Raw genomic sequence first — 22,463 nt, 5'->3', positions numbered from 1 at the left:
GACGGGTGATGGATCCTGTGTCATTTATAGCTAAAAATAACAGTGGGTTAACGCATGGACGACAACAAAAACTGTTCTTACCATCGTCCCCTCTGGGATGAGGATGGACGCTTCCACAACGACATCATTCCCCTTGCTGGTTATAACTGGTCACAGTCCAATGTTGATTCGGCGGCGCTGCTGAGAGCCTATGCCGTGGACCCCGTAGACCGTTCTCGTTCGGTTTACAGTGACCTGTCGGACGCGATGGTGTTCACGGTGCGCTCGGTAGTAAAAATCGTGCAACAGGTGCCGACGCCATGAAAAAAGTCCTTCTTCCCTGGCTTATTCCGCTGGCGATGGTGCTACTGGCGGCAGGATTTTATATTCATAACTATGTGACGTTTGTGCATACGCCATCGGCGTTAACGGACAAGGAAAAACGTATGGTCGATACCCTATTTGCCACCACTAAAGCCCAGTGCGTGGGGCGCTATGTATTTGAGGTTCCGGCCTCTTTTGAAAATACGCTGACGGATCGTGCTCAGATTAATGAAATCAATATCAGCAGCAAGCGGCTTTATCGTCCGGCGTTTGAGCAGCGTATCCAACTGCGTGAGCAGGAATTACAGAATGAACACACAGTGAGAAAAGTGGATCAGCCTTTTCTCAAACAGGTGTACCGGGTCAGTGAAAATGCGGTGATATTTGACCGCAATAAAAATGGGAGTGTGCCTGGTTTTGGGCGCGTTCTGGAAGGACATCTGTACGTAGACGGGGTAGCGTTTATTCTCTCCCAGGAGATTACTGATTACTCAGATCCAAACTTTGCCAAAGAACGTGCGTTTTGGTTACGTAAAGAGGCAGGAAGACCTGAATGGATGGCGAATGACAAGCCTCAGAAGCTGGCGGAGTTACAGGATGTCATGTCCCGTCTGAGGGGGCGAAAAGATGATGAGATCCCGACACAGCCGGGAACCTGTATTTCAGAAGGGTTTATCCGCGACGGGAGTGGGAAGCCGAAAGAGGATATTACCTTTGTCTATCGGCATGATCCGGTCTTTTCTTTTGTGATCTGGAGTAATAATTCCTTAAAAGAAAGTACAAGTATGCTGGAGCGGAGCCATGAGATTCAGTCTTATCTGACGGGTATCAATGCGCGGACATTACGCAAAGGCAAAACACAGATAGCTGGTTTTGATGCCAGCGAATGGCTTAACACTGCCCCGTCAGAAAAATCGCCCAACAACGCATCAGCACAGTTACTATTTACCGCTGTAGCTAATGAAAAAATTGCGGATTTTCGACATCCTAATCTTGATCTGACATTAAATAATTATGCTCTGCCCCCACCGGCTTACAGCGATGCTGAACTGGTCGCAATATGGGATCGTATCACCCGCTCTTTTCGTGTCAGGCACACTGCATTCTGAGTGACATGTTTTCACAGATATAAAGGGTCTGCTTGAGGCCCTTTATCGCTGTGCATCATTTCCTGCTCAGACACAAAAAAGCCGTCTTATGGCGTATTTTTAAGCCAGAATCTTGAGCTGGATGCTTGGGACTGCTAGATAACAGAAGGACAAGATGACGCCTCCGCCTGTAGTTTATCTGCCCCCCGCCATTGCAAAAAATGGAACATCTCATTCAATAAATCCCGATTTCACCTTGTAAAGGGACGCGTATAGTTAATCTCAACTATCATTGATCGAGCAGTTTTTGCTGGGGAAAAGAGAATGAGTCAGGAATATGTTGTTGTACAAGAACCTATAGCGCCACAGCGGTTGTTTTTACTGTTTCATGGCGTAGGGGATACGGCTGTCGGGATGGCACCCATTGGTCATTACTTTGCGACGGCTTTTCCTGATGCGCTGGTTGTGAGTATTAGCGGGCCATTCAGTACGGGATTTGGCGAAGGGCGCCAGTGGTTTTCGGTACAACATGTGACAGAAGAAAATCGACTTGCACGAGTTGAGGCGATTATCCCTCGTTTTGTTGAGACGGTAAGGTTTTGGCAACAAAAAAGTGGAGTAGATTTTGCTCAAACCACGCTCATTGGTTTTTCTCAGGGCAGTATTATGTCGCTGGAAGCGCTAAAGTCGACGTCTCGACTCGCTGGGCATATTGTCGCCTTTAGCGGGCGCTTTGCGGTATTACCCGATCAGATATTCAGCGATACGGTCGTTCATTTGATCCATGGTGAGTCTGATGTGGTGATTGTTCCTGAACACGCGCGTGTTGCTGCACAACGTTTTGAAATGCTAGGGACGCAATTTACATTAGATATCATTCCTGGTGTTGGACATGGTATCGACCAGCGAATGCTGAATCATGCATTGGCACACCTGAAGTAAGCTTATCTGGATGAGGAGAGAGGCATCTTGTCTCTCTCCGGAGACGTTCCGTTAAATTTTTTCCGGACAATTTGTCTTTCGCTTGTCGCGTTATTTAGCCAGATAGCTTCACGCCTTCGGGGCATCGCAAGCGCAGTTCAAACATGCTTCGCTGTTTTTGTCCTGAAACTTGAATTATTCAGGGTACATAGATTGTTATCTGCCGCTATTTTTCAAAGATTAACTATAACGGTATTTTTTTACTTATTTCATCCATATTTCATGCTATTTAATCCATGCTTAATCCCATTTTTATACCTGTCATATTTTAAGTTGTATGTGTGTTAGTTGTGATATATCCGTCATACTTCAAGCTGCTTGTGCGTTGGCTACGTTAGTTATTCGGCTCATCCATGAGCCTCGCCCTGTTGGGGCCGCGGCAAGCAGCGTTCAAATCTGCTCCCGGCAGATTTGTCACCTGAATCACTTACTCAAGTAAGCTCATCGGGATTCCCTCACTTTCCGCCTTCATGCAACTTGAATTATTTAGGATATATATACGGTAATTCTTTGATTTGTGTCGGAGGATAAATATTTATCTTCTTTTTTTCGATATAAATATCCCCGTCATACTTCAAGTTGCCTGTGCGTTGGTTTTGTTATTAGGCCAGCTTATGACCGTCCCTCAAAGAGCCGCTTACCTGATTATTGACAGGTATAAGTGCTTGGGGATGTGCTGTGTCTCCGCTTGCATGCAACTCGAATTATTCAGGGTTTATATTGTCCTTATGGAAAAAGAGGGTGTGACATGTTTAAACGTATTAAAGTGATTACCATCCTTATTATTGTTCTGTTTATATTAGGGATATCCCAGTTTTTTACGGGTGCACTATCGGTCCGGGCGCTGATTAACGATAAAGAAGGGTTTCTTGTTTCACAACGCTCTAACCAGAATGTCGCTGCATTTACTGATGCATGGATCATGATGAATCAGACGCGTATCGCCATTGGTTCTATCGTGCAAAACATGATGATGGGAAATGCGGATAAGGAGGCAATGCAAGCGCTGTTGCAGCAAGCACAATCACAATTGAGCGCATCAGAAAATAGTTATAAACAATATCTATCCATTCCTAATCCGCCAGGAATGGATGAAAGCCTCTCTAAAAAGCTTGAGGATAGCTACACCGCTTATCACAAACTGCTGAATGATATTATTGATGCCCTTTCCAGTGGATTGGCGGGGTCGGCAATGAAATTACATAATGGCGCTACGCCATTTAATGTTGCGATGCAGGATGCCTATATTGCGTGGCGAGCGGCACAAAACCAACTTTCCGATGAGGGATTACAGGAAAATAATCGCGCATTTGCAACTATTTTATGGCTATTGGGGGCCACTACGGTGGTGGTTGTGTTGGCGATTATTCTAAGCTGGATCGGATTGCAGCGTATTTTGTTACAACCATTACATGCATTAATGCGGCATATTAGTGCTATCGCCGAGGGGGATTTAACGCTGCATATTAATGCCGATGGACGTAATGAAATGAGTCAATTGGCGGCTGGGTTACGCCATATGCAACAGTCATTGATCAATACGGTGGGGCTGGTTCGCGACAGTTCGCATGCTATCTATTCGGGAGCCAGTGAGATTTCGGCGGGTAGCAATGATTTATCCTCACGTACTGAACAGCAGGCTGCATCATTGCAGGAAACGGCTGCGAGTATGGAGCAACTGACTTCGACGGTGCGGTTGAATACTGACAATGCCCGACAAGCGGCTCAACTGGCAAAAAGTGCCTCGGAGACGGCAGGAAAAGGCGGCGTTGTTGTCGATAATGTTGTCAGAACCATGAGTGATATTTCTGACAGCTCCCAAAAAATTGCTCATATCACCAGTGTGATCGATAGCATTGCTTTTCAAACCAACATTTTGGCTCTGAATGCCGCGGTTGAAGCCGCTCGTGCTGGAGAGCAAGGGCGTGGTTTTGCAGTTGTGGCAGGGGAAGTGCGTACATTGGCTCAACGTAGTGCCCAGGCAGCTAAAGAAATCAAATCATTGATTGATGACTCCGCTAGCCGTGTGAGTATGGGATCTTCACAGGCGAAAGAAGCGGGCGATACGATGAAAGAAATTGTCGGTGCGGTGAGCCGGGTGACGGATATTATGGGCGAAATTGCGTCTGCTTCTGATGAGCAAAGTCGAGGGATTGATCAGGTCGGACAGGCCGTGACAGAAATGGATCGTGTCACGCAGCAAAACGCCGCGCTGGTGGAAGAGTCTGCTTCTGCATCAGCGGCTTTGGAAGAACAGGCGGGATTTTTGCGTGATGCAGTTGCTGTGTTCAAAATTAATCAGGCTGCGGTTCAGGAGCAGAGTGTTGAAGAGCGACAACCGCTCCCGTCATTGCCCATTATTCATCGCTCTGCGCATGCCGGGTAGCCGGTACGAATTGGAAAACGTTTTAAACGTAGCATTTTGATTATGCTTGATCATTCCCCGCCTGTGCTGGCGGGGAATGGTGAGAGATACGCGCGATTAAGTGGCACGTATGCTGTGGGTTAGACGCGTTCAACCACCATCGCGATACCTTGCCCACCACCAATGCACAGTGTTGCCAGACCCAGAGTTTTATCATAGCTATGCAACGCGTGGATCAGCGTCACTAAAATACGTGCACCGCTGGCTCCAATGGGGTGGCCTAACGCGATTGCGCCGCCATTGACGTTGACTTTTTGAGGATCGAGTTGCAAATCACGCTGTACCGCTAGGTATTGAGCGGCAAAGGCTTCATTTGCTTCGATCAGATCGATATCGTTAATGGTTAAACCCGCTTTGAGTAAGGCTTTCTGTGTCGCAGGGATCGGCCCTAACCCCATGACTTCACTTGGTACGCCAGCAGATGCCCAGCTACGAATTCGTGCTAATGGCTTAATACCTTGTTTTTTGGCCTCTGATTCTCTCATTAAGACCAGCGTTGCGGCGGCATCGTTGATGCCTGACGCATTGCCTGCGGTAACGGTGCCGTTAGCTGAAAATGCGGGACGTAGCGCTGCTAGTGATGCCAGCGTCGTATCTGCACGTGGGAATTCGTCCTGAGCGAAAATCCGGGTTTCTTTTTTAACGCGCAGGGAAATGGGGGTGATTTCAGCGTTGAAACGACCGTTCTCAATCGCGGCAATGGCTTTTTGCTGCGATGCCAAAGCAACCTGATCTTGCTCCTCGCGAGTGAGTTGGTAGCGCTCTGCGATATTTTCTGCCGTTGTTCCCATGTGATAATCGTTAAAAGCGCACCACAAACCATCCTGAATCATCATGTCGATCAGTTTACCATGCCCCATTCGATAGCCATGGCGTGCTTTTTCCAGCAGGTAAGGCGCTGCACTCATATTTTCCATGCCACCAGTGATACAAACCTGATTGTCACCTGACAAAATCGACTGAGCGCCCAGCGCTACGGCTTTTAAGCCGGAACCGCATACTTTGCTGACGGTAAACGACGGCGTTTCAATGGCAAGGCCAGATGCAATCGTCGCCTGATGTGCAGGATTTTGCCCTAAACCGGCTTGTAACACATTACCCAGAATAACTTCATCAATTGCCAGATTTTCCGGCAGCGATGATAGACAGTCTTTAATGGTGGCAGAAGCCATGTCAATGGCAGACGTATTCGCCAGACTGCCCCCGAACTTACCAATAGCAGTTCTTTTTGCATTAACAATAACAACGGAGTCGTTCATGGTCGCCTCTATTAATTTATTTTCATTGGTTGTAAATCAGGGGAAACAATAAAGTTTGCTTCGGTTTTCTGGCGTAATTCGTCAATGGTGATATCTGGGCTTATTTCACTCAGCACCATTTGTTGCTGAATAAAATGGAATACCGCCAGTTCGGTGACGACCATACTGACTTTATTAACAGCGGTGAGCGGGTAAGTGCACTGGTGTAATAATTTGGCATCACCATTTTTTGCACAGTGCTCCAGCGCGATAATGACTTTTTTCGCGCCAACTACCAGATCCATTGCCCCACCCATTCCTGGTACCATTTTCCCCGGCACCATCCAGTTGGCCAGGCTGCCGTGTTCATCAACCTGTAGGCCACCGAGCACGCAAATATCAACGTGACCACCGCGAATCAAGGCAAAGGAAAACGCACTATCGAACATGGCTGCACCAGGAACCATGCCACAGGGTTGACCACCTGCATTGACCAGATTGGTGTCTGGCTCAGTAACGGCACCTAATCCCAAAAAGCCATTTTCAGATTGAAACGTGACCTGAACGTTTTCCGGAACATAATTTGCGACTTTAGTTGGCAAACCAATACCGAGATTAACCACATCGCCGTTTTGAAGTTCTAACGCCACACGCCGGGCAATTAATTCTTTAGCGTCCATTATTTTTCTCCCAAATAAAGGTGATCAACCAGTGCGGCAGGAGTGACAATACATTCCGGTGCTAATTGTCCTACGGGAATTACCTGATCACATTGCGCAACGACTTTTTTGGCTGCCAGTGCAATAAGAGGATTAAAATTACGAGCGGTCAGGTTATAAATCAGATTTCCACTGGCGTCGGCAATACTGGCTTGTAATATTGCTAAATCCGCTTTTAGCGGTAGTTCTAATAAATAAGTGATGTCGTTAATCGTTATTTTTTGTTTATTATCTTCAACGATTGTGCCTACGCCGGTTGGGGTTAAAAATCCACCCAGACCTGCGCCGCCGCTGCGAATACGCTCTGCCAAGGTACCTTGTGGAACGAGCTCCACATCCATTTCGCCTGCGATCATCCGGCGACCGGTTTCCGCATTAGTGCCAATATGTGAAGCTATCACTTTTTTTACCTGACCATTGGCTATTAAGGGGCCAACGCCGGTATCGACAAACCCGGTATCATTACCAATAATCGTTAAATCAGAGACGCCGGATTTGATTATTTCATCTACCAATAATTTCGGGGTTCCGACGCCCATAAAACCACCGAACATAATTGTCATTCCGTCAAATAAATATGAGCGAAAATGGCTGGCATCAATGATTTTGCTATTCATGACATTATTACTCTGAAAAATGGCCACCAATATCCATCTCAGATTGAAAAACTATCTGAGATGAAATGTATTCGTCCTATTTCAAATGACAGGGGAACTGATTGCATTATTCAAAAGAATAACGTAATCCCTGTAAGTTGAATTACTTTGAATTCGGATATTGACGGCGAATATTATTTATTTAGGGATAATGGGTGGGGGTGAATTCCCCCCACATTATTATTCCCAACAATCCGGTTAGATATCCATGTCTAATATTGCAGAGCTCAACCCTTTACCATGCATATCTAGCGCCAGTGAACGCGTTACACCACCGCCCAACGCACCATACATGACAAAATTCAGAGCGCCGATTTCAGGTAATTCATAACGGACAACCTCACCTGTCACGATATCGGTAAACCAGGCTTTGACTTTTTCGGTCGTTATTTTCTCTTTCAATATTGCGTAATCTTCCGCACGGAAAGCAATGAGTGAGATATTGGATGTATTTCCTTTATCCCCAGTACGGGAATGAGCAATTTCACGCAGTTTCATTATTTAATCTCCAGATAATCAACGGCAGGCGTGACACAAGCGCGAGATAGCAGGGTGGAGTCCATCGCCAGAATTTCTTTAACGGATTTGTTTACACCACCACCGCCGGCAGGACCATTGGTATAAAGTGTTTCAACTTCATTACCGATTTTGACCGCCTGAGCACGGGAGGTACAGCGAGCCGCAACGCGGGCACGTACTTCGTAAGGCTGGCTGTTTTCTGAACGCTGGACGCCGTGCAGAGAATCAACGCCGATCAGGTCATAACGGATTTCCTGTGGTGCAAACTGGCATAGGGCAAAACGTCCTTTGACGATATCCAATGCCAGACGTCCACGAGCAACAGCACCGGGGCCGGCATAAGAAATTTCCCCCTCGCCAATGAAACCATCCTGATAGCCGACCGACACTTTTAACGTATCGGTTTTCGCGCGCCCGGTTGCGCCTTGCACACGAACTCGGTTTTCACCGTCTTGCGTGAAGGTGACATGGCTGAAATCGGCGATGACATCAGGCGTGATATAGCTGTCTGGACGGTGAATTTCGTACAGTAATTGTTCTTTACAGGTGTCGACACAAACGCATCCACCGGAACCTGCGACCTTGGTGATAACGGCGTTGCCGTCTTCGGTAATTTCGGCAATCGGGAAACCCAAACGTTCAAGATTGGGGATGTCTTTGAAACCGGGATCGGCATAGTAGCCACCCGTGATTTGGCCGGCGCATTCCAATAAATGACCGATACAGGTACCTTTACCTAAATGGTTCCAATCATCTGCCGCCCAGCCGAATTCGTACATCATCGCCGATAGGAACAGGGAAGGGTCTGATACACGACCCGCGATAATGATATCAGCCCCTTGACGCAGCGCTTCTACCAGCGCATCGGCACCCAGGTAAGCATTGGCCGAGATAATATCTTTGCCACAGGAAGAGATGGGCTTGCCAATTTCATCCAGATTCGCATCCTGATTAATCAGCGTGGTATGTACATCATCCCCGGTCACTACGGCGATTTTCAGCTTGGTTGCACCCAGTTCTTTCGCAATTTCCAGTACACGCTGGCCGGCTGCCACAGGATTGGCCGATCCCATGTTGGTGATGATTTTAATCCCTTTTTCAAGGCAAAGCGGCAGCACGGCATGCATTCTGTCCGCCAATAGTTCGTTGTAACCTTTTTCTGGGTTTTGTTGCTTCTGCTTTTGACCGATAGCGATAGTACGTTCTGCCAGACATTCAAAAACCAGATATTGAATATCCCCTTTCTGTGCCAGTTCTACTGCCGGTTCGATACGATCGCCAGCATAGCCAGCACCGGAACCAATACGAATAGTCTTCATAAAAAACCCTTTTGTTAATTAAGCGTGTCTTTTGTCGTAATCCGTGGGAAATCGTGCTGCTTTCCTAGAGGGGGAAGACCCCGAAGATTACGCAGGCGAACGTCATGATGACGCTTGCGGCCCAGAGCACAGGAATCGAGAATTTCTGGTGATCGGCGAGGTCAACGCCAGCAAGGCTGACCAACAGGAATGTCGCTGGCGTTAGCGGACTGACCGGGAAGCCCGTGGTCATTTGTCCCAGTACCGAAGCTTGAGCAACCTGAATGGGAGGAACACCCAGCATATCCACGGTATGTGCGATAACAGGCATGATGCCGAAGTAGTAAGAGTCCGGGTCAAAGACCAGGCTCAGCGGCATGGAGATCAGGCCGACGATGAATGGGATGTGGGATGCGAAGGATTCTGGTACGAAACTGACTGCCGACAGCGACATGGCTTTCAGCATACCAGTGCCACTCATGATGCCGGTAAACGCGCCAGCAGCGAACAGAATACTGGCCATCATCAATGCGGCTTTGGCGTGTGCATTGATACGTTCTTTCTGCATTTCAACATTTGGATAGTTGAACATCAGCGCCAGCGTCAGCGCGATCATGAAGGCAACGGTCGGTGATATCTTGGTAAATACCATCGTGCCGATAACAGCAATGACCAGCGCAATGTTTACCCAGAACATACGTGGACGACGTAATGCTTTTTCAGCATCGGTCAATTCTTTGACGTGTTGTTCGGTACTAACGTCATGTTCTCCGCTGGATAATGGGTTACCTGCCGCCAGACCCAGACGTTTTTCTTCTTTTTTACCCCAGTAATAGCCCATTAGGACCATAAAGGTCAGGCCACACACTTGTGCCGGAATCAGAGGAATAAAAAGGTCATGCGTGGTCGTATTCAGCGCTGCCGCTGCACGGATCATTGGGCCTGTCCAGGGCAGAAAGTTAACGCCAGCGCTCAGTGCGGTAATACCGACCAGAATGCGTTTATCCATGCCAAGCTTATTAAACAGCGGCAGCATGGCTGGAATCGTGATCAGGAATGTGACGGCGCCGTTACCATCCAGATGGGCAATCAATGCCAGGACGCCAGTACCAATGATGATTTTGACCGGGTTGGTGCCAACCATGCGCAAAATCCCTTTGATAATGGGATCAAACATGCCCGCATCCGTTACGACGCCAAAGAAGGCAATAGCGAACACAAACATGGCAGCCATTGGCGCGAGCTTGGTAATACCATCAACGATATATTTTGCCGTATCTGTGCCACTTCCGGCGGCAAGTGCGCCAATGACAGGGATAACAATCAATGCCACGAGCGGCGACATTCGTTTTGTCATGATGAAAAATAGCAGGGTGGCTATGGTGAGCACCCCGATGAGGGCTAGCATAAAAAGCTCCTTTCTTTACCTGTCATACTCAAGTTTCTGCTCAAAACATGGGGTTTTGTTTCATAACTCGAATTATTTGAGGTTCATTTATTATATGTTGCGAATATGTTTCATTTACAATAAATTAAACAACTCAATAAAATTTCATCGAATAAATAACAAACATAAAATGAATGCACAACCCAGAGTCGTTTGATTTCTTGTCGACGCTATTTTTATCATCGTAAACTGCGCTATACTAACTCGTAATAGAAATGGTGTTATCTATAAAATCGATGAATTTATTTTATTTGTTAATTCTATAATCTATTTTGTTTTATTTATAAGTGTTTAACCTTTTGTTTTTTATGCTTGTTGTGAGAGGTTTTTACTTTGGTGATTTTTAGAGTGTGTGATGCTGGTTAAAAATGGAAATTTGAACAATGGATTCATGCTTGAAATAAAGAATGAATAATTGCGGCGTGGATCATAAAAATAAAATACACCGATTGTTTTTTATTGAGTTTGGCCTTTTTTTATCTAACACTCCTTTTTTATTTATACCTCAGGGACGTCATGAATTTATCCATAAAACAATTACGGGCATTTATCGCGTTAACGGAAACTGATAATTTCACCCGTGCGGCACAGAAAATAAATCTGTCACAACCCGCATTCAGCGCATTGATTGCCGGGTTGGAAGAAGAGGTTGGATACCGATTATTCGATCGAGATACCCGTAAGGTTCAACTGAACGCAGATGGCATTCATTTTATTGACATCGCTCGTCGGCTGATTCAAACCCATGATGACGCCGTCGGTGAAATCAAATCCTATGCCACCGGTTACAAGGGAAAAATTGTATTGGCGGTATTACCCTCTATGGCGGTGGAATGGCTGCCTCAAGTACTGGCTCAGTATCATCATGCTTACCCTAAAATTAAGGTTGAGCTGCTGGATACTCAGTGGGATCGCTGTTTAAAAGCCGTGTTGGATGGGCAGGCCGATCTGGCATTAACCGCAGGACAACCGTCGCCAGGCACATTCAGCTCTAAGATGCTGTTTGCGGATAATTTCTATCTGATTTGCCATAACCGGCATCCTCTTGCTCAACGTGAGTCGGTGGATGTGGGGGAGGTGGTGGCATATCCTTTTGTTGGATTTTGTCAGGGAACCAGTATTCGGCAATATACTGATCAGCTCATGGAACCACATGGTTTTAACTACGTGCTTGAGGTGCGGCAGTTAACAACGATGATGGGGTTAGTGGCGGCAAATTATGGCGTCAGCATTGTTACCGGGTTAACGCTGTTCCAGTTTCAACACAAAGATATTGCCATTATTCCGTTTCGTGATCTGTCGCTTAAGCGTGGGATTTATCTGGTGACGGACAAAGAACGGCAGCTTTCTGTCTGCGCTAAAGAATTTTATGATTTTCTTCAGGAGCGGGCAGAAAGCTTTATTCCGGTACCTTGATTCAGCCTCAGGGTTTTTTCTGCGGCCAATCATCCTCCTCTTCATCCCATTGGGCGTTATTATCGCGATGAGGAGGAAGCTTGGGTTTATTGAGCAAAAATTTCTTATGGTCAATGTTGCGTAGTTCTTTAATGCCGTTGATGAACATCCCTATCAGGATAATCAGGATTATCCACCAGTAATCAGCTAGCCATGCCATCATTCAGCTCCATCAACATTTTTGATAAAACGGGTGAACAGTTGCGGCAGATGTTCGCATAGCCAGTCGGAGCCTGCGACATCTTCGCCATGCCAGGCGGCCCGGATAATGTCGGCTGTCAGTTGTTTTTCCGCATGCCGTGCCAATGGATAGTAGCTGATATGCCACGGTTCTGCTGCGACTCCGCCGAGGTCGTGAACGTATGGACGATAAAACCCGTACTCGTGCATATGTTTGCTTAACCACATATTAAGTGGCGCAAAGTAACCGTCGGTTTCATATTCCCAGGGTTCCAGCTGGAGTTTTTGCCCCTCTGGTAATAAGTCGGGATCGTAAATATCCAGATCGCTGCCCCAGTGGTGACGGCTGGCCCCGGGCATGGCGGACCAACGCAGAATTGCTTCACACCGTTGACCATCGTGTAGTGTCAGTACGTTGAGTGCCTTCCCATCGTTCCCGATGACCGGTCGTTCACCTCTGAATTTGCCATTCCAGATGAGACGCTGGCGTTCGAAATCACGAAAGGTGCTGGCCGGTTGCAGATTGAATCCGTTTTGGGCGGCAGTCTGCTGCATCGCCTGAAATGCAAGGATAGCTTCAGGCTGTAAGCGGTGATGACCATTGAGCGTGGCCAAGTGGCTATCGTTTTTACCCGTTAACATGGCATGCGTTATCATGCGAGCAATTGCTCCATCACGCGTTGATACATCCGGCTTAACAGTTGCAAGTCTGCGGCGCTGACGCACTCATCGACTTTATGAATGGTGGCGTTAACCGGGCCAAGTTCTACCACCTGAGCGCCCATGCGGGCGATAAAACGGCCATCAGATGTACCACCGTTGGTCAGTAACTCTGGTGTCACGTCACTGTAATGGGTGATGGCATTCACCACCGCATCAACCAAATCACCACGAGCCGTGAGAAATGGCTGCCCGGAAAGGTTCCAGTCGATCGTGTAATTAAGCTGATGACGTGTAAAGAGCTCTTCTACACGTTGTTTGATCATGACATCGGTCAACTCCGTGCTGAAGCGGAAATTGAACTGTACCGATAGCTCCCCTGGAATGACATTGTTGCTACCGGTACCCGCATGAATATTGGCAATTTGCATACTGGTTGGTGGGAAGAATTCATTTCCCTGATCCCATTCGGTGGTGACCAGTTCATTTAAGGCGGCCATTGCACGGTGTACCGGGTTATCTGCCAGATGAGGGTAAGCAACATGACCTTGTATGCCATGAACAAGCAAATTGGCGGTGATAGAGCCACGGCGACCATTTTTGACCACATCACCGACGACATGCGTGCTGGACGGTTCGCCAACCAGACAATAGTCGAGTCTCTCATTCCTCGCCATTAATGCATCAACGACTTTGACGGTGCCGTTGATAGCACTGGCTTCTTCATCGGATGTAATCAGAAAAGCCAGACGACCCTGATGATCAGGATTCGTTGCAACAAACCTTTCGGCTGCAATGACCATGGCAGCCAGTGATCCTTTCATGTCAGCAGCACCGCGACCATATAGCATACCGTCGCGAATAGTGGGTTCGAAAGGGGGGTGTTGCCAACGGCTTTCATCACCGCTGGGTACAACATCTGTGTGTCCGGCAAACGCGAGGGTTTTTCCTGTTCCACGCCAAGCCCAAAAATTCTGTGTATCACCGAAGTTCATGGGTTCTATCGTGAACCCGATAGCTTGTAGATGTTCAATCAGGAGAGCCTGGCATCCTTCATCATTCGGGCTAAGGGAAGGGCGTTTAATCAGTTGTTGAGCAAGTTCGATAACCGGACAAGACACGTTATTTATTCTCCGCAAGAAATTCCTGATAGCTTTCGGCACTGAAGCCAAGCAGCGTTTTTCCATTCTCTGCAACTAACAGAGGGCGTTTGATGACGGCGGGCTGTTCAAGCATCAGGGCTTTGGCTACCATTTCGCTTCGATCGCCGTGACTGCCGATGAGGTTACGCAGGTCCTCATCCAGTTTACGCCATGTCGTTCCACGCGTATTAAGCAGGGGTTGCCAGCCAACTAAGTTAATAAAATGTTGTAAATTCTGTTCATCGAGTCCATCAACACGATAATCATGAAAATGGTAATCAATGTGCTGTTCTTCCAGCCAGCGACGAGCCTTCTTTATGGTGTCACAGTTTTTGATACCATACATAGTGATTGTCATAGTGCTTAAAATCCTTTCTATATTATCATGTTACATGATGATCGTTGAATGGCGCAGCGCGGAGAGGTGAGCCTGATATCGTCATAATCCAGCATGCCGAAAAAAAACGATGAGATCTACAGTGAACTGAAAAGCAGGAATGAGAGATTGTACGCTTTTTATACTTTAGGAAGTATTTCGCTTGATTAAAAAATGTGCGTATAATACGTCGCCGTTAATAACCAAGAGGTTCGCATGATCGAAGTAGAAGTGAGTCATTGGAAAGATTTTATTGAAGCAATGTTACGTAATAATAACTAAATGTTGTGCCTGCCATTGCAAACCAGGAATAAAATCATCAATAAAAAAGGCAGTGTTGATAATATCAATGCTGCCTTATTTTTGCGCTATATCCGTCATACCTCACGTTGCCTGTGCGTTGACTGCGCTCGTTACGCTGTTCATCCATAAACCTTGCCCCTTTGTGCTCAGCGCAAACGCTGTTCAAAAACGCTTTGCCGTTTTTGTCCTGAAACTTGAATTATTTAGGGTATAAATGAGGAAACCTGAGTAAATAAAAGAGGGTATTATATTTTCCTTTAAAATGAATTGATTATTATCTTTCTCTCATTTTTTCTTTTTTTAGCAACAGTTATAAACGTTTATTTCCTCAATTTTTAAAATGGGGAAATTTTTACCTCTCCCCAGTCCTGCCGATTTACCGCCTGCACTTGCTGCTTTGCCATTTGAAAAGTGCCTTCGGCATTTTTATCCCTGAAGATGACCGTTTTTGAGGTAAACAATGTGGTTGGCCATCATTTCCGCTTCTTGTTCACTATGGGTAACCAGTAACGCTGTCTGACCCGCAGCATGCAGAATATCGCGAACTTCCTGTCCCAGACGTTTACGACTATCGGGATCGAGGCTGGACAACGGTTCATCCAGCAGCAATACGGCCGGTTCTGGTGCCATAGCTCTGGCTAAGGCAATACGTTGCTGCTGACCTCCTGATAATTCATGGGGATAGCGTTGGGCCAGTTGACTGAGCTCAATCAGGTTCAACATCGCATTAACGCGCGCATTCTGAATGTCTTTTGGCTGTTTTCTGAGTCCAAAGGCGATATTTTGTGCAGCGGTAAGGTGGGGGAACAATGCATAATCTTGAAAAACCATCCCTACATTTCTTTTCTCTGGCGGAATATGAATGCCGGGACTGGCGACGCAGTTGCCACCAACATAAATATTGCCTTGAGACAAATGTTCAAAACCTGCAATGGTGCGTAAAACCGTGGTTTTCCCACAGCCAGAAGCACCTAGCAGACAGACTAATTCGCCTGCTGTTATGGACATGGAAAAGCCGTTAAGGACCGGTTGAAGATGAGAACCTTGCCCATAAGAGACATGTACGTTCTTCAGAAGTAGAGTGGCATCAGACAATGTTCATCTTCCTCATGTTGATGATTTTAACTGGCTACGGGCCAGCATGACGACAGGCCATGTACCCGCCATGACAATCAACAGGGCGGCGATAGCCCCCTCTTCGTAGGTGCCTCTGGCTGCCTCTGCATACAATAACGTCGCGAGCGTTTCAAAATTCACGGGACGTAGCAGTAAAGTGGCGGGAAGTTCTTTCATGGCATCGGCAAAGACTAACAGTGTACTGGTTGCTAGCGCCGGGCGTAATAACGGTAGATGAACACGGTAAAAGGTCATTGGTTCGTTTTCGCCAAGCAACCTTGATGCTTGTTCCATCACGGGCGGAATACGTGTTAACCCCGCGTCCAGAGAACCAATCGCGATAGCTAGGAAGCGCATGGAACAGCAGACTACCAGTACAATCCCGGCAGAAAGCAGTGGAAGCCCCTGGTATCCCATTAACCCAGCAATAAATTTGTCTGTCGCCATTGCTGGGGTTAATAAGCCAATTGCCAGCACGGTGCCTGGAACGGCATAGCCTAATGATGAGATTCTCAGTATGGCCCGACGATGTTCCATTGTCCGGCTGGTAATGGCTGAATGACGGGCGTACCAGGCAATGATCAGGCTTACGAATGTGACAACCAGCGTGACACCGATTGCCAGCATCAAGGAGTGTTGTAACGCCTGTAATATACCGGCTGACAGTCTGACGCCGTCATTGAGTCTTTTTACGCTTTCCCAGGCTAAAAAGAGCGCCGGTGCAACAAACCCGAGTAAGATCGGCAACGCCGTGATGCCAGTGACAAACCAGGCCCGGCTGCCTTTTAGCGGGGTTGGCGTAATGCCACGCGAATGTCTGCTGATGCCATAGCGTTGACGCTTTCTGCCATAATATTCCAGCGTCAGCAGGATAATCACCACCATCAGCATGGTACAGGCAATTTGAGCGGCGGCAGGTAAGTCAGAGCGTGTCACCCAGGTCGTGTAGATTGTCACCGTCAGCGTGTTTACGCCAAGAAACTCCGATGCGCCAATATCATTCAGTGTCTCCAGTAATGCCAGACTGACGCCAACGGCAAGCGCTGGCCTTGCCATAGGCAGCACCACATGGAAGAACGTCCCCGTCGCATTCATGCCCAGCGTCCGGGCAGCTTCCAGTAAATGCGCCGGTTGACTGATAAACATTGCCCGCATCGTTAAATAGACATAAGGGTAAAGCACTAACCCCAGAAGCAGTATGGCACCATCCATTGAGCGTAGGTCCGGAAGACGGAATTCCCGTGGGCTTGAGTAACCGAGCACATAACGTATGACTTCCTGGACGGGGCCTATGGGATGGAGGAGATCAAGCCATGCAAATGCCACGATATAGGTCGGCATGGCTAATGGAAGTAATAATGCCCAACTGAGTAACTGCCTTCCGGGAAAGTGGAACGCAGTGACAAGCCAGGCACTGCCTGCGCCAATAATGGTCACCATTGAGGCGACACCCAATAGCAGGATCAGCGTATTTAAGGTCGCATCAGGGAGAACGTAACGCATTAAGTGTTCCCAATGTCCCAACCCTGCATCTGCGGCTAACCAAAGCAGTGAAAGAATGGGCGTGAGTACACCCAATGCGATGACGATGGCCGCTATGCTGAGAGGCGAGAACAGAACGCGCGGCCTGCTGAAGAGGCCGCGCGCACCTGAAAGACCCGTTTTATTGATCGAATCCAACTTTATCTACCAATTTGCTGGCTTGGTTACGGTATTTAACCATGTCGGTCAGAGGGATTTTGTCAACATTCAACTCGCCAATGGTGTTGCCGATGATAGGGTCAAGCGCAACGCCTTTACGAACCGGATATTCATAGTTAGCCTGCGCATACATCTGCTGTGCTGGTGCTGAAACGAGATATTCCAGCAGTTTTACAGCTTGATCTTTATGCGGGGCGTAACGTGCTACAGATGCGCCACTGATATTGACGTGCGTGCCGCCTTCGCTGAATTCTGGTTTGATGACTTTAATCGCATCACCCCATTTACGCGCATCGGTTCCTTCTTTGGCATTTTTCATGTGCCCGACGTAGTAGGAGTTTGCCAGCCCAATATCACAGATACCACCGAGGATATCGCGCGCGACGTCACGGTCGCCCCCTGTCGCTTTTCTTGCCAGATTAGCTTTTACGCCGCGTAACCAAGCTTCAGTTTTAGCTTCACCATGGTGTGCGATCATGGCGGCGATGAGTGCGGTGTTATACGGATGCTGTCCGGCACGTAAACACACTTTTCCTTTCCATTTAGGATCTGCCAGATCTTCATACGTGAAGCTGGTTAACGGTAATGCTTTTTCTGCATAGAGCACCCGAGCTCGCATAGAAAGACTAAACCACTGATTGTCTTTATCCCGGAGGTTGGCAGGGATAACGTCAGTCAGGGTTGCGGATTGGATGGGCTGGGTAACACCGGCTTCCACCAGATCGATAAGATTGCCAGCATCGACGGTCATCAAAAGGTCAGCGGGGGAGTTTTGTCCTTCGGCTTTTACTCTTTCCAACATGCCATCTTTAATAAATACGGTATCGACTTTTACACCCGTATCTTTCGTAAATGCCTCAAGTAAAGGTTGAATTAAACCTGGCTCCCGTGTGGTATAGAGCGTGAGGGATTCCGCTGCTGAGGCGGGGACCGCGTAAGCAGCAATCAGCGATGATGCCAGAGTAAGCAGGCGCAGCTTTCGGCGGATTAATGAAGAAAGCGTGTTTGACATATTGTTATCTTCTCCTGAGTTGTTGTGACCTACTGATGGTGTGAAGGCATTCCCTGTCAGCATTCAAATCGCCTATCCGTCATCTTGCAGATGGATTGGCGGCATAACTCGATTTTGCTCGGACACTGTTTTATGACGAGCATTCACAATTTGAAATTAAACCAGGGTTACCGGAAACGATGCTTTCAGCAGGTGATTAAGACTATATGTGATAATCACTATCATTTTCAATTGCATTCGTAAACTATTGAGAAGTGTTGTGATCGCGTGTTGCAGTGAACAAAGCGGTGGGTATCAGAGAAGAGTCCAACTACCGGCAGCCAATGTGCCGGTTTTAGATTATTCGCCGAGTGCAAATTGAGCTGCTGCGATTGCGTGTAATCGGCTGGTATCAAAAAGAGGGACGGTGGCATCCTGTGCGCTGATAAGCAGCGGGATCTCTGTGCAGCCAAGCACAATGCCTTGAGCGCCTTGTTGTTCAAGCTGTTGTATAACTTTTTGATATTCACGGCGCGATGTGTCGTTGATTTTCCCCAGACACAACTCCTCGTAAATGATCCGATTGACTTCCGTTTTTCCCGCCTGGTCTGGAACAATGACGTCAATATTGTAGCGTTCATATAATCTTTGCTTATAGAACGCTTGCTCCATTGTGTATCGGGTGCCCAGTAAACCCACCTTCTTTAACCCATGCTGGCGCAAACTTGCGCCAGTAGCATCGGCGATATGCAATAAGGGAAGTTTGCTGGCAATCTCAATGTGGTCAGCGATTTTATGCATGGTATTGGTACAGATAACGATGGCATCAGCACCTGCCTGCCGTAGTTTGATGGCAATATCGGAGAGCACGTTGGCGGCTTGTTGCCAATCCCCTTGAGATTGCAGATATTCGATATCGTGGAAATTAACGCTGTGCAGGATAATTTTGGCTGAGTGAAGTCCACCTCGTTGCTGTTTGACGTATTCGTTAATGATGCGGTAGTAGGGGATGGTCGATTCCCAACTCATCCCACCGATGAGTCCAAGTGTTTTCATCATTATTTCTCTTCAAAAATGGATACCATAAAAATGATAGGTAAGGCTGAAAATACTGAGTTTGTGTTCGTGTATAGCAAAAATTTGTCCGTCTCTCGATTCAGCATACATTTTTAGAGATTTTTATCACTTTTTATCCATCTTAAACTGGACAAATGCGTCATCTATTGCTGTACTGTACGCGACACAGATTTTGTGTCTTTCATTCATGTTAAAGGTAAGTTTGATGTCTAAGATTAAAGGTAGCGTTAAGTGGTTTAATGAGTCCAAAGGATTCGGTTTCATTACTCCGGAAGATGGTAGCAAAGACGTATTCGTACATTTCTCTGCCATCCAGAGCAATGGTTTCAAAACTCTGGCTGAAGGTCAGCGTGTAGAGTTTGAAATCACCAGCGGTGCGAAAGGTCCATCTGCTGCTAACGTTATCGCTATTTAATTATACCGATTTCTTGAAAAACCCGCCGAAAGGCGGGTTTTTTTTATGTGGTTTTCAGTGAAGCGTGAAGTAGGTGACTAGCCAAAAAGCCAGAGCAGTCAGTAACAGCGAGCCAGCCAGATTAAGTAACACATGCAAACCTGCTGCGGCCAAGTGCCCGCTTTGCAGATACATGATTACCTCGGCTGAAAACGTTGAGAAAGTGGTTAGCCCACCACAAAGCCCAGTAGTGATGAACAGTCTCCAGTGTGGCTCAATCGTGGGATGACGTAGAAAGTAGGCGAGAGTGCCACCGATAACGAAGGCACCGATCAAGTTAGCCAGCAGCGTACCGAATGGAAAGGACGCGTTCATACCGTTAAATTTGATTGCTAATAGCCAACGAGCAACGCTTCCAAGCCCGCCACCAATAAAAACTGCGAATAAAGTACTAGTCATAAGCACCTGTTATTTTTTGCTAAATGTGAAAGGGGCTCGGAGAGTATCGTGCAGGACGCTACGTTCCTCTTCGAGGAATACGTAGACATCATTAGCCGGAAGGCGGTTATCAGGAGGAATGTCATCTCCATGTCACAGCAGAAAGTCTACGCTTCCTTTTGGCATTTTTGTAGTGTGCCGGTGGTAAATTCTAACGTTCGTTTGTCTTGGTGAGGCGCGTCTTAATTTGTTACAGATGGTGATTGTGCCGCAATCTAAAAGGTTTTATACCCGTGATACTTCAAGCTGTTTGTGCGCTGACTGCCTTTAAATAAATACCCGACTCGTCGTACGGGGTCAACGCATAGCATTGCTCAAAACGCCAACGTTTTGTCACTCAGCTTGAATTATTTTGGATATACAACACAGAAAGCCTGATCCGTTACTGGGCTTTCCCGACATCTATAATCAGGTAGGTAGGTATGGAAGGTATCAGTATTGCTAAGCTATTGGTCATTGGTGCGTTGATCGTTTTGTTATTCGGCACAAACAAACTGCGCAGTTTGGGTGGCGATTTGGGCGCAGCCATTAAAGGCTTTAAGAAAGCGATGAATGATGACCAAACAGGAAAGAATAATGCCGCAGATGATTCAACTGCTTTAAGCGAAACCTCGCGGAAAGAATCCTAGCCTGTTGGGAATAATCAAGCGGAGACGGTTTTGCCGCCAGTTTTTCAGTTACACATTTGGTCGGCAATGAAATGTGTAACTGAATATAAGCGCATCAGCGCTTATATGGCGTGATTTTATTTTACCTCAATCCCTTTTGCCTGTAGATCGGCATGGTAAGAGGATCGAACAAATGGGCCACAGGCCGCGTGGGTAAAGCCCATCGCCATGGCTTCGCCCTTCATTTCATCAAACTCTTCCGGGCTGACGTAGCGTTGTACGGGCAGGTGATGGCGGCTGGGCTGCAAATATTGCCCCAGAGTTAACATCGTCACACCATGACGGCGGAGATCGCGCATAACGTCAATGATTTCGTCATTAGTTTCACCAAGGCCAACCATCAAGCCGGATTTGGTTGGGATTTCCGGGTGGGCGGTTTTGAAGTTTTCCAGTAGTTTTAAGGACCACTCGTAGTTAGCGCCCGGGCGAACCTGACGATAAACACGCGGAACGTTTTCCAGATTGTGGTTGAATACGTCGGGCGGCGTTGCGGTCAGAATATCCAATGCGCGATCCATACGGCCACGGAAGTCTGGTACTAGCGTCTCGATGCGAATATTAGGGGTCTTGCGACGGATCGCACTGATGCAATCGGCAAAGTGCTGGGCACCGCCATCACGCAGATCGTCACGGTCAACTGACGTGATAACGACATAACGCAGCCCCATATCATGGATGGTTTGCGCCAGTTTCTCCGGCTCATTAGCATCGGGAGGAATGGGGCGTCCATGGGCCACATCGCAGAATGGGCAACGGCGTGTACAAATTGCACCCAGAATCATAAACGTTGCCGTTCCATGGTTGAAACACTCCGCCAAATTTGGGCAAGACGCTTCTTCGCAAACCGAATGCAACCCATTTTTACGCATTGCAGATTTGATACCCTGAATACGGCTGGAATCGGCAGGAAGCTTAATCCTCATCCATTCAGGTTTACGTAGAACTTCCTGTCGCTCGGTGGCAACCGTACGTACTGGGATTAGCGCCATTTTATCGGCATCGCGGTATTTCACACCACGTTCGATCTGAATCGGTTTACTCATGTTTGCGTAAGTTCCAGTTCTGAATCGGCCCTTTGATTTTTTATCAAAATATCAAAGGATTATGTTCTTCGTTAAAATTTTTTTTAAAAAACTATAAAAATTATATCATTTTGCCTGCCGACAATCAGCCTTTAGGCAACCAAAATGGAGAAATTATGTAAATAAAATGTGAGTAATCGGCACCG

24 protein-coding genes and 1 riboswitch are annotated in these 22,463 nt (G+C 47.2%); of the genes, 8 read left to right on the top strand and 16 right to left on the bottom strand.

The genetic code is table 11. The annotated features are described in order from the left end of the window. The first annotated feature begins 54 nt into the window (after positions 1 to 54). From ACKPVM_RS01540 to ACKPVM_RS01525, 4 genes are all read left to right on the top strand, one after another. A complete protein-coding gene (locus ACKPVM_RS01540) occupies positions 55 to 303 on the top strand; it encodes a hypothetical protein (protein ID WP_409306379.1) in 249 nt (82 codons plus the stop codon). Further along, positions 300 to 1,412 (top strand): Tli4 family immunity protein, encoded by a 1,113-nt coding sequence (locus ACKPVM_RS01535; RefSeq protein WP_409306378.1) that lies wholly within the window; start codon positions 300 to 302, stop codon positions 1,410 to 1,412. The genes ACKPVM_RS01540 and ACKPVM_RS01535 overlap by 4 nt, the downstream gene beginning before the upstream one ends. A 303-nt stretch (positions 1,413 to 1,715) precedes the next feature. Next, positions 1,716 to 2,333: an esterase gene (gene ypfH / locus ACKPVM_RS01530; protein WP_409306377.1), complete on the top strand. Its 618-nt coding sequence runs from the start codon at positions 1,716 to 1,718 to the stop codon at positions 2,331 to 2,333. Between the two features lie 787 nt (positions 2,334 to 3,120). After that, the gene (locus tag ACKPVM_RS01525; protein ID WP_409306376.1) at positions 3,121 to 4,758 is read left to right on the top strand and encodes a methyl-accepting chemotaxis protein; all 1,638 of its coding nucleotides are present in this window, start codon (positions 3,121 to 3,123) and stop codon (positions 4,756 to 4,758) included. A 119-nt stretch (positions 4,759 to 4,877) separates the two neighbouring features. Here ACKPVM_RS01525 and ACKPVM_RS01520 read toward each other — a convergent pair whose 3' ends face one another. The 6 genes from ACKPVM_RS01520 to ACKPVM_RS01495 form a co-directional block, all read right to left on the bottom strand. After that, entirely contained in the window at positions 4,878 to 6,056 is a 1,179-nt protein-coding gene (locus ACKPVM_RS01520) for an acetyl-CoA C-acetyltransferase (RefSeq protein WP_409306375.1), read from the bottom strand. A gap of 11 nt (positions 6,057 to 6,067) precedes the next feature. Further along, entirely contained in the window at positions 6,068 to 6,715 is a 648-nt protein-coding gene (locus ACKPVM_RS01515) for a 3-oxoacid CoA-transferase subunit B (protein ID WP_409306374.1), read from the bottom strand. Then, positions 6,715 to 7,371 carry an acetate CoA-transferase subunit alpha gene (atoD, locus tag ACKPVM_RS01510; protein WP_409306373.1) on the bottom strand — a complete coding sequence of 219 codons (657 nt, stop codon included), beginning with the start codon at positions 7,369 to 7,371 and terminating at the stop codon, positions 6,715 to 6,717. The genes ACKPVM_RS01515 and atoD overlap by 1 nt, the downstream gene beginning before the upstream one ends. 237 nt (positions 7,372 to 7,608) lie before the next feature. After that, positions 7,609 to 7,908, bottom strand: a complete 300-nt coding sequence (locus tag ACKPVM_RS01505) for an AtuA-related protein (RefSeq protein WP_409306372.1) — start codon at positions 7,906 to 7,908, stop codon at positions 7,609 to 7,611. After that, entirely contained in the window at positions 7,908 to 9,248 is a 1,341-nt protein-coding gene (locus ACKPVM_RS01500) for an acyclic terpene utilization AtuA family protein (RefSeq protein WP_409306371.1), read from the bottom strand. Before ACKPVM_RS01500 ends, ACKPVM_RS01505 begins: the two co-directional genes overlap by 1 nt. A 64-nt stretch (positions 9,249 to 9,312) precedes the next feature. After that, positions 9,313 to 10,635, bottom strand: coding sequence for a CitMHS family transporter (locus tag ACKPVM_RS01495; protein WP_409306370.1), 1,323 nt, complete (start codon positions 10,633 to 10,635; stop codon positions 9,313 to 9,315). A gap of 555 nt (positions 10,636 to 11,190) precedes the next feature. Between ACKPVM_RS01495 and ACKPVM_RS01490 the strand changes: the two genes are divergently transcribed. Then, positions 11,191 to 12,090: a LysR family transcriptional regulator gene (locus ACKPVM_RS01490; protein ID WP_409306369.1), complete on the top strand. Its 900-nt coding sequence runs from the start codon at positions 11,191 to 11,193 to the stop codon at positions 12,088 to 12,090. Between the two features lie 7 nt (positions 12,091 to 12,097). Here the strand turns inward: ACKPVM_RS01490 and ACKPVM_RS01485 are convergent, their stop codons facing one another. From ACKPVM_RS01485 to ACKPVM_RS01470, 4 genes are read right to left on the bottom strand one after another with little or no spacing between them, the layout of a single operon-like run. Next, entirely contained in the window at positions 12,098 to 12,289 is a 192-nt protein-coding gene (locus ACKPVM_RS01485; protein WP_409306496.1) for a YpfN family protein, read from the bottom strand. Continuing rightward, the gene (locus tag ACKPVM_RS01480; protein WP_409306368.1) at positions 12,289 to 12,966 is read right to left on the bottom strand and encodes a M15 family metallopeptidase; all 678 of its coding nucleotides are present in this window, start codon (positions 12,964 to 12,966) and stop codon (positions 12,289 to 12,291) included. The genes ACKPVM_RS01485 and ACKPVM_RS01480 overlap by 1 nt, the downstream gene beginning before the upstream one ends. Continuing rightward, on the bottom strand, positions 12,963 to 14,090 hold the full coding sequence (gene dapE, locus ACKPVM_RS01475; RefSeq protein WP_409306367.1) for a succinyl-diaminopimelate desuccinylase: 1,128 nt from the start codon (positions 14,088 to 14,090) through the stop codon (positions 12,963 to 12,965). Before dapE ends, ACKPVM_RS01480 begins: the two co-directional genes overlap by 4 nt. A 1-nt stretch (position 14,091) precedes the next feature. Then, positions 14,092 to 14,469 carry an ArsC family reductase gene (locus tag ACKPVM_RS01470; protein WP_409306366.1) on the bottom strand — a complete coding sequence of 126 codons (378 nt, stop codon included), beginning with the start codon at positions 14,467 to 14,469 and terminating at the stop codon, positions 14,092 to 14,094. Between the two features lie 234 nt (positions 14,470 to 14,703). On the opposite strand from ACKPVM_RS01470, the gene ypfM reads away from it, so the two are divergent. Beyond that, positions 14,704 to 14,769: a protein YpfM gene (gene ypfM / locus ACKPVM_RS01465; protein WP_409306495.1), complete on the top strand. Its 66-nt coding sequence runs from the start codon at positions 14,704 to 14,706 to the stop codon at positions 14,767 to 14,769. Positions 14,770 to 15,216: 447 nt separating this feature from the next. On the opposite strand, the gene ACKPVM_RS01460 is transcribed toward ypfM, so the two are convergent. From ACKPVM_RS01460 to ACKPVM_RS01445, 4 genes are all read right to left on the bottom strand, one after another. Further along, positions 15,217 to 15,885 (bottom strand): ABC transporter ATP-binding protein, encoded by a 669-nt coding sequence (locus ACKPVM_RS01460; protein WP_409306365.1) that lies wholly within the window; start codon positions 15,883 to 15,885, stop codon positions 15,217 to 15,219. 12 nt (positions 15,886 to 15,897) lie between these two features. Further along, complete coding sequence (locus ACKPVM_RS01455; RefSeq protein WP_409306364.1) at positions 15,898 to 17,586, bottom strand: ABC transporter permease; 1,689 nt, start codon at positions 17,584 to 17,586, stop codon at positions 15,898 to 15,900. Beyond that, positions 17,570 to 18,619, bottom strand: a complete 1,050-nt coding sequence (locus ACKPVM_RS01450) for a Fe(3+) ABC transporter substrate-binding protein (protein WP_409306363.1) — start codon at positions 18,617 to 18,619, stop codon at positions 17,570 to 17,572. Before ACKPVM_RS01450 ends, ACKPVM_RS01455 begins: the two co-directional genes overlap by 17 nt. A gap of 339 nt (positions 18,620 to 18,958) precedes the next feature. Further along, a complete protein-coding gene (locus tag ACKPVM_RS01445) occupies positions 18,959 to 19,654 on the bottom strand; it encodes an aspartate/glutamate racemase family protein (protein ID WP_409306494.1) in 696 nt (231 codons plus the stop codon). Between the two features lie 226 nt (positions 19,655 to 19,880). Between ACKPVM_RS01445 and cspE the strand changes: the two genes are divergently transcribed. Further along, entirely contained in the window at positions 19,881 to 20,090 is a 210-nt protein-coding gene (gene cspE / locus ACKPVM_RS01440) for a transcription antiterminator/RNA stability regulator CspE (protein ID WP_009113827.1), read from the top strand. A gap of 54 nt (positions 20,091 to 20,144) precedes the next feature. On the opposite strand, the gene crcB is transcribed toward cspE, so the two are convergent. Then, positions 20,145 to 20,528 (bottom strand): fluoride efflux transporter CrcB, encoded by a 384-nt coding sequence (crcB, locus tag ACKPVM_RS01435; RefSeq protein ID WP_409306362.1) that lies wholly within the window; start codon positions 20,526 to 20,528, stop codon positions 20,145 to 20,147. Positions 20,529 to 20,603: 75 nt separating this feature from the next. Beyond that, a riboswitch (Fluoride riboswitch) is annotated at positions 20,604 to 20,666 on the bottom strand. A 323-nt stretch (positions 20,667 to 20,989) separates the two neighbouring features. Between crcB and tatE the strand changes: the two genes are divergently transcribed. Next, positions 20,990 to 21,196, top strand: coding sequence for a twin-arginine translocase subunit TatE (tatE, locus tag ACKPVM_RS01430; protein WP_409306361.1), 207 nt, complete (start codon positions 20,990 to 20,992; stop codon positions 21,194 to 21,196). Positions 21,197 to 21,312: 116 nt separating this feature from the next. On the opposite strand, the gene lipA is transcribed toward tatE, so the two are convergent. Then, positions 21,313 to 22,278 (bottom strand): lipoyl synthase, encoded by a 966-nt coding sequence (gene lipA / locus ACKPVM_RS01425; RefSeq protein WP_409306360.1) that lies wholly within the window; start codon positions 22,276 to 22,278, stop codon positions 21,313 to 21,315. Positions 22,279 to 22,463: the final 185 nt, after the last annotated feature.

This window comes from Pectobacterium hainanensis (assembly GCF_046237015.1).
Taxonomy (GTDB): domain Bacteria; phylum Pseudomonadota; class Gammaproteobacteria; order Enterobacterales; family Enterobacteriaceae; genus JBJYIN01.
The sequence above is the reverse complement of the archived record's forward strand: the minus strand, read 5'-3'. Positions and strand labels throughout refer to the sequence as shown.

What these genes read in the sequence shown, in the direction of transcription:
- ACKPVM_RS01540 (WP_409306379.1), top strand. Translation starts at nt 55, where the DNA reads ATGGACGACAACAAAAACTGTTCTTACCATCGTCCCCTCTGGGATGAG.
- ACKPVM_RS01535 (WP_409306378.1), top strand. Translation starts at nt 300, where the DNA reads ATGAAAAAAGTCCTTCTTCCCTGGCTTATTCCGCTGGCGATGGTGCTA.
- ypfH (WP_409306377.1), top strand. Translation starts at nt 1,716, where the DNA reads ATGAGTCAGGAATATGTTGTTGTACAAGAACCTATAGCGCCACAGCGG.
- ACKPVM_RS01525 (WP_409306376.1), top strand. Translation starts at nt 3,121, where the DNA reads ATGTTTAAACGTATTAAAGTGATTACCATCCTTATTATTGTTCTGTTT.
- ACKPVM_RS01520 (WP_409306375.1), bottom strand. Translation starts at nt 6,056, where the DNA reads ATGAACGACTCCGTTGTTATTGTTAATGCAAAAAGAACTGCTATTGGT.
- ACKPVM_RS01515 (WP_409306374.1), bottom strand. Translation starts at nt 6,715, where the DNA reads ATGGACGCTAAAGAATTAATTGCCCGGCGTGTGGCGTTAGAACTTCAA.
- atoD (WP_409306373.1), bottom strand. Translation starts at nt 7,371, where the DNA reads ATGAATAGCAAAATCATTGATGCCAGCCATTTTCGCTCATATTTATTT.
- ACKPVM_RS01505 (WP_409306372.1), bottom strand. Translation starts at nt 7,908, where the DNA reads ATGAAACTGCGTGAAATTGCTCATTCCCGTACTGGGGATAAAGGAAAT.
- ACKPVM_RS01500 (WP_409306371.1), bottom strand. Translation starts at nt 9,248, where the DNA reads ATGAAGACTATTCGTATTGGTTCCGGTGCTGGCTATGCTGGCGATCGT.
- ACKPVM_RS01495 (WP_409306370.1), bottom strand. Translation starts at nt 10,635, where the DNA reads ATGCTAGCCCTCATCGGGGTGCTCACCATAGCCACCCTGCTATTTTTC.
- ACKPVM_RS01490 (WP_409306369.1), top strand. Translation starts at nt 11,191, where the DNA reads ATGAATTTATCCATAAAACAATTACGGGCATTTATCGCGTTAACGGAA.
- ACKPVM_RS01485 (WP_409306496.1), bottom strand. Translation starts at nt 12,289, where the DNA reads ATGGCATGGCTAGCTGATTACTGGTGGATAATCCTGATTATCCTGATA.
- ACKPVM_RS01480 (WP_409306368.1), bottom strand. Translation starts at nt 12,966, where the DNA reads ATGATAACGCATGCCATGTTAACGGGTAAAAACGATAGCCACTTGGCC.
- ACKPVM_RS01470 (WP_409306366.1), bottom strand. Translation starts at nt 14,469, where the DNA reads ATGACAATCACTATGTATGGTATCAAAAACTGTGACACCATAAAGAAG.
- ACKPVM_RS01450 (WP_409306363.1), bottom strand. Translation starts at nt 18,619, where the DNA reads ATGTCAAACACGCTTTCTTCATTAATCCGCCGAAAGCTGCGCCTGCTT.
- ACKPVM_RS01445 (WP_409306494.1), bottom strand. Translation starts at nt 19,654, where the DNA reads ATGAAAACACTTGGACTCATCGGTGGGATGAGTTGGGAATCGACCATC.
- cspE (WP_009113827.1), top strand. Translation starts at nt 19,881, where the DNA reads ATGTCTAAGATTAAAGGTAGCGTTAAGTGGTTTAATGAGTCCAAAGGA.
- crcB (WP_409306362.1), bottom strand. Translation starts at nt 20,528, where the DNA reads ATGACTAGTACTTTATTCGCAGTTTTTATTGGTGGCGGGCTTGGAAGC.
- tatE (WP_409306361.1), top strand. Translation starts at nt 20,990, where the DNA reads ATGGAAGGTATCAGTATTGCTAAGCTATTGGTCATTGGTGCGTTGATC.
- lipA (WP_409306360.1), bottom strand. Translation starts at nt 22,278, where the DNA reads ATGAGTAAACCGATTCAGATCGAACGTGGTGTGAAATACCGCGATGCC.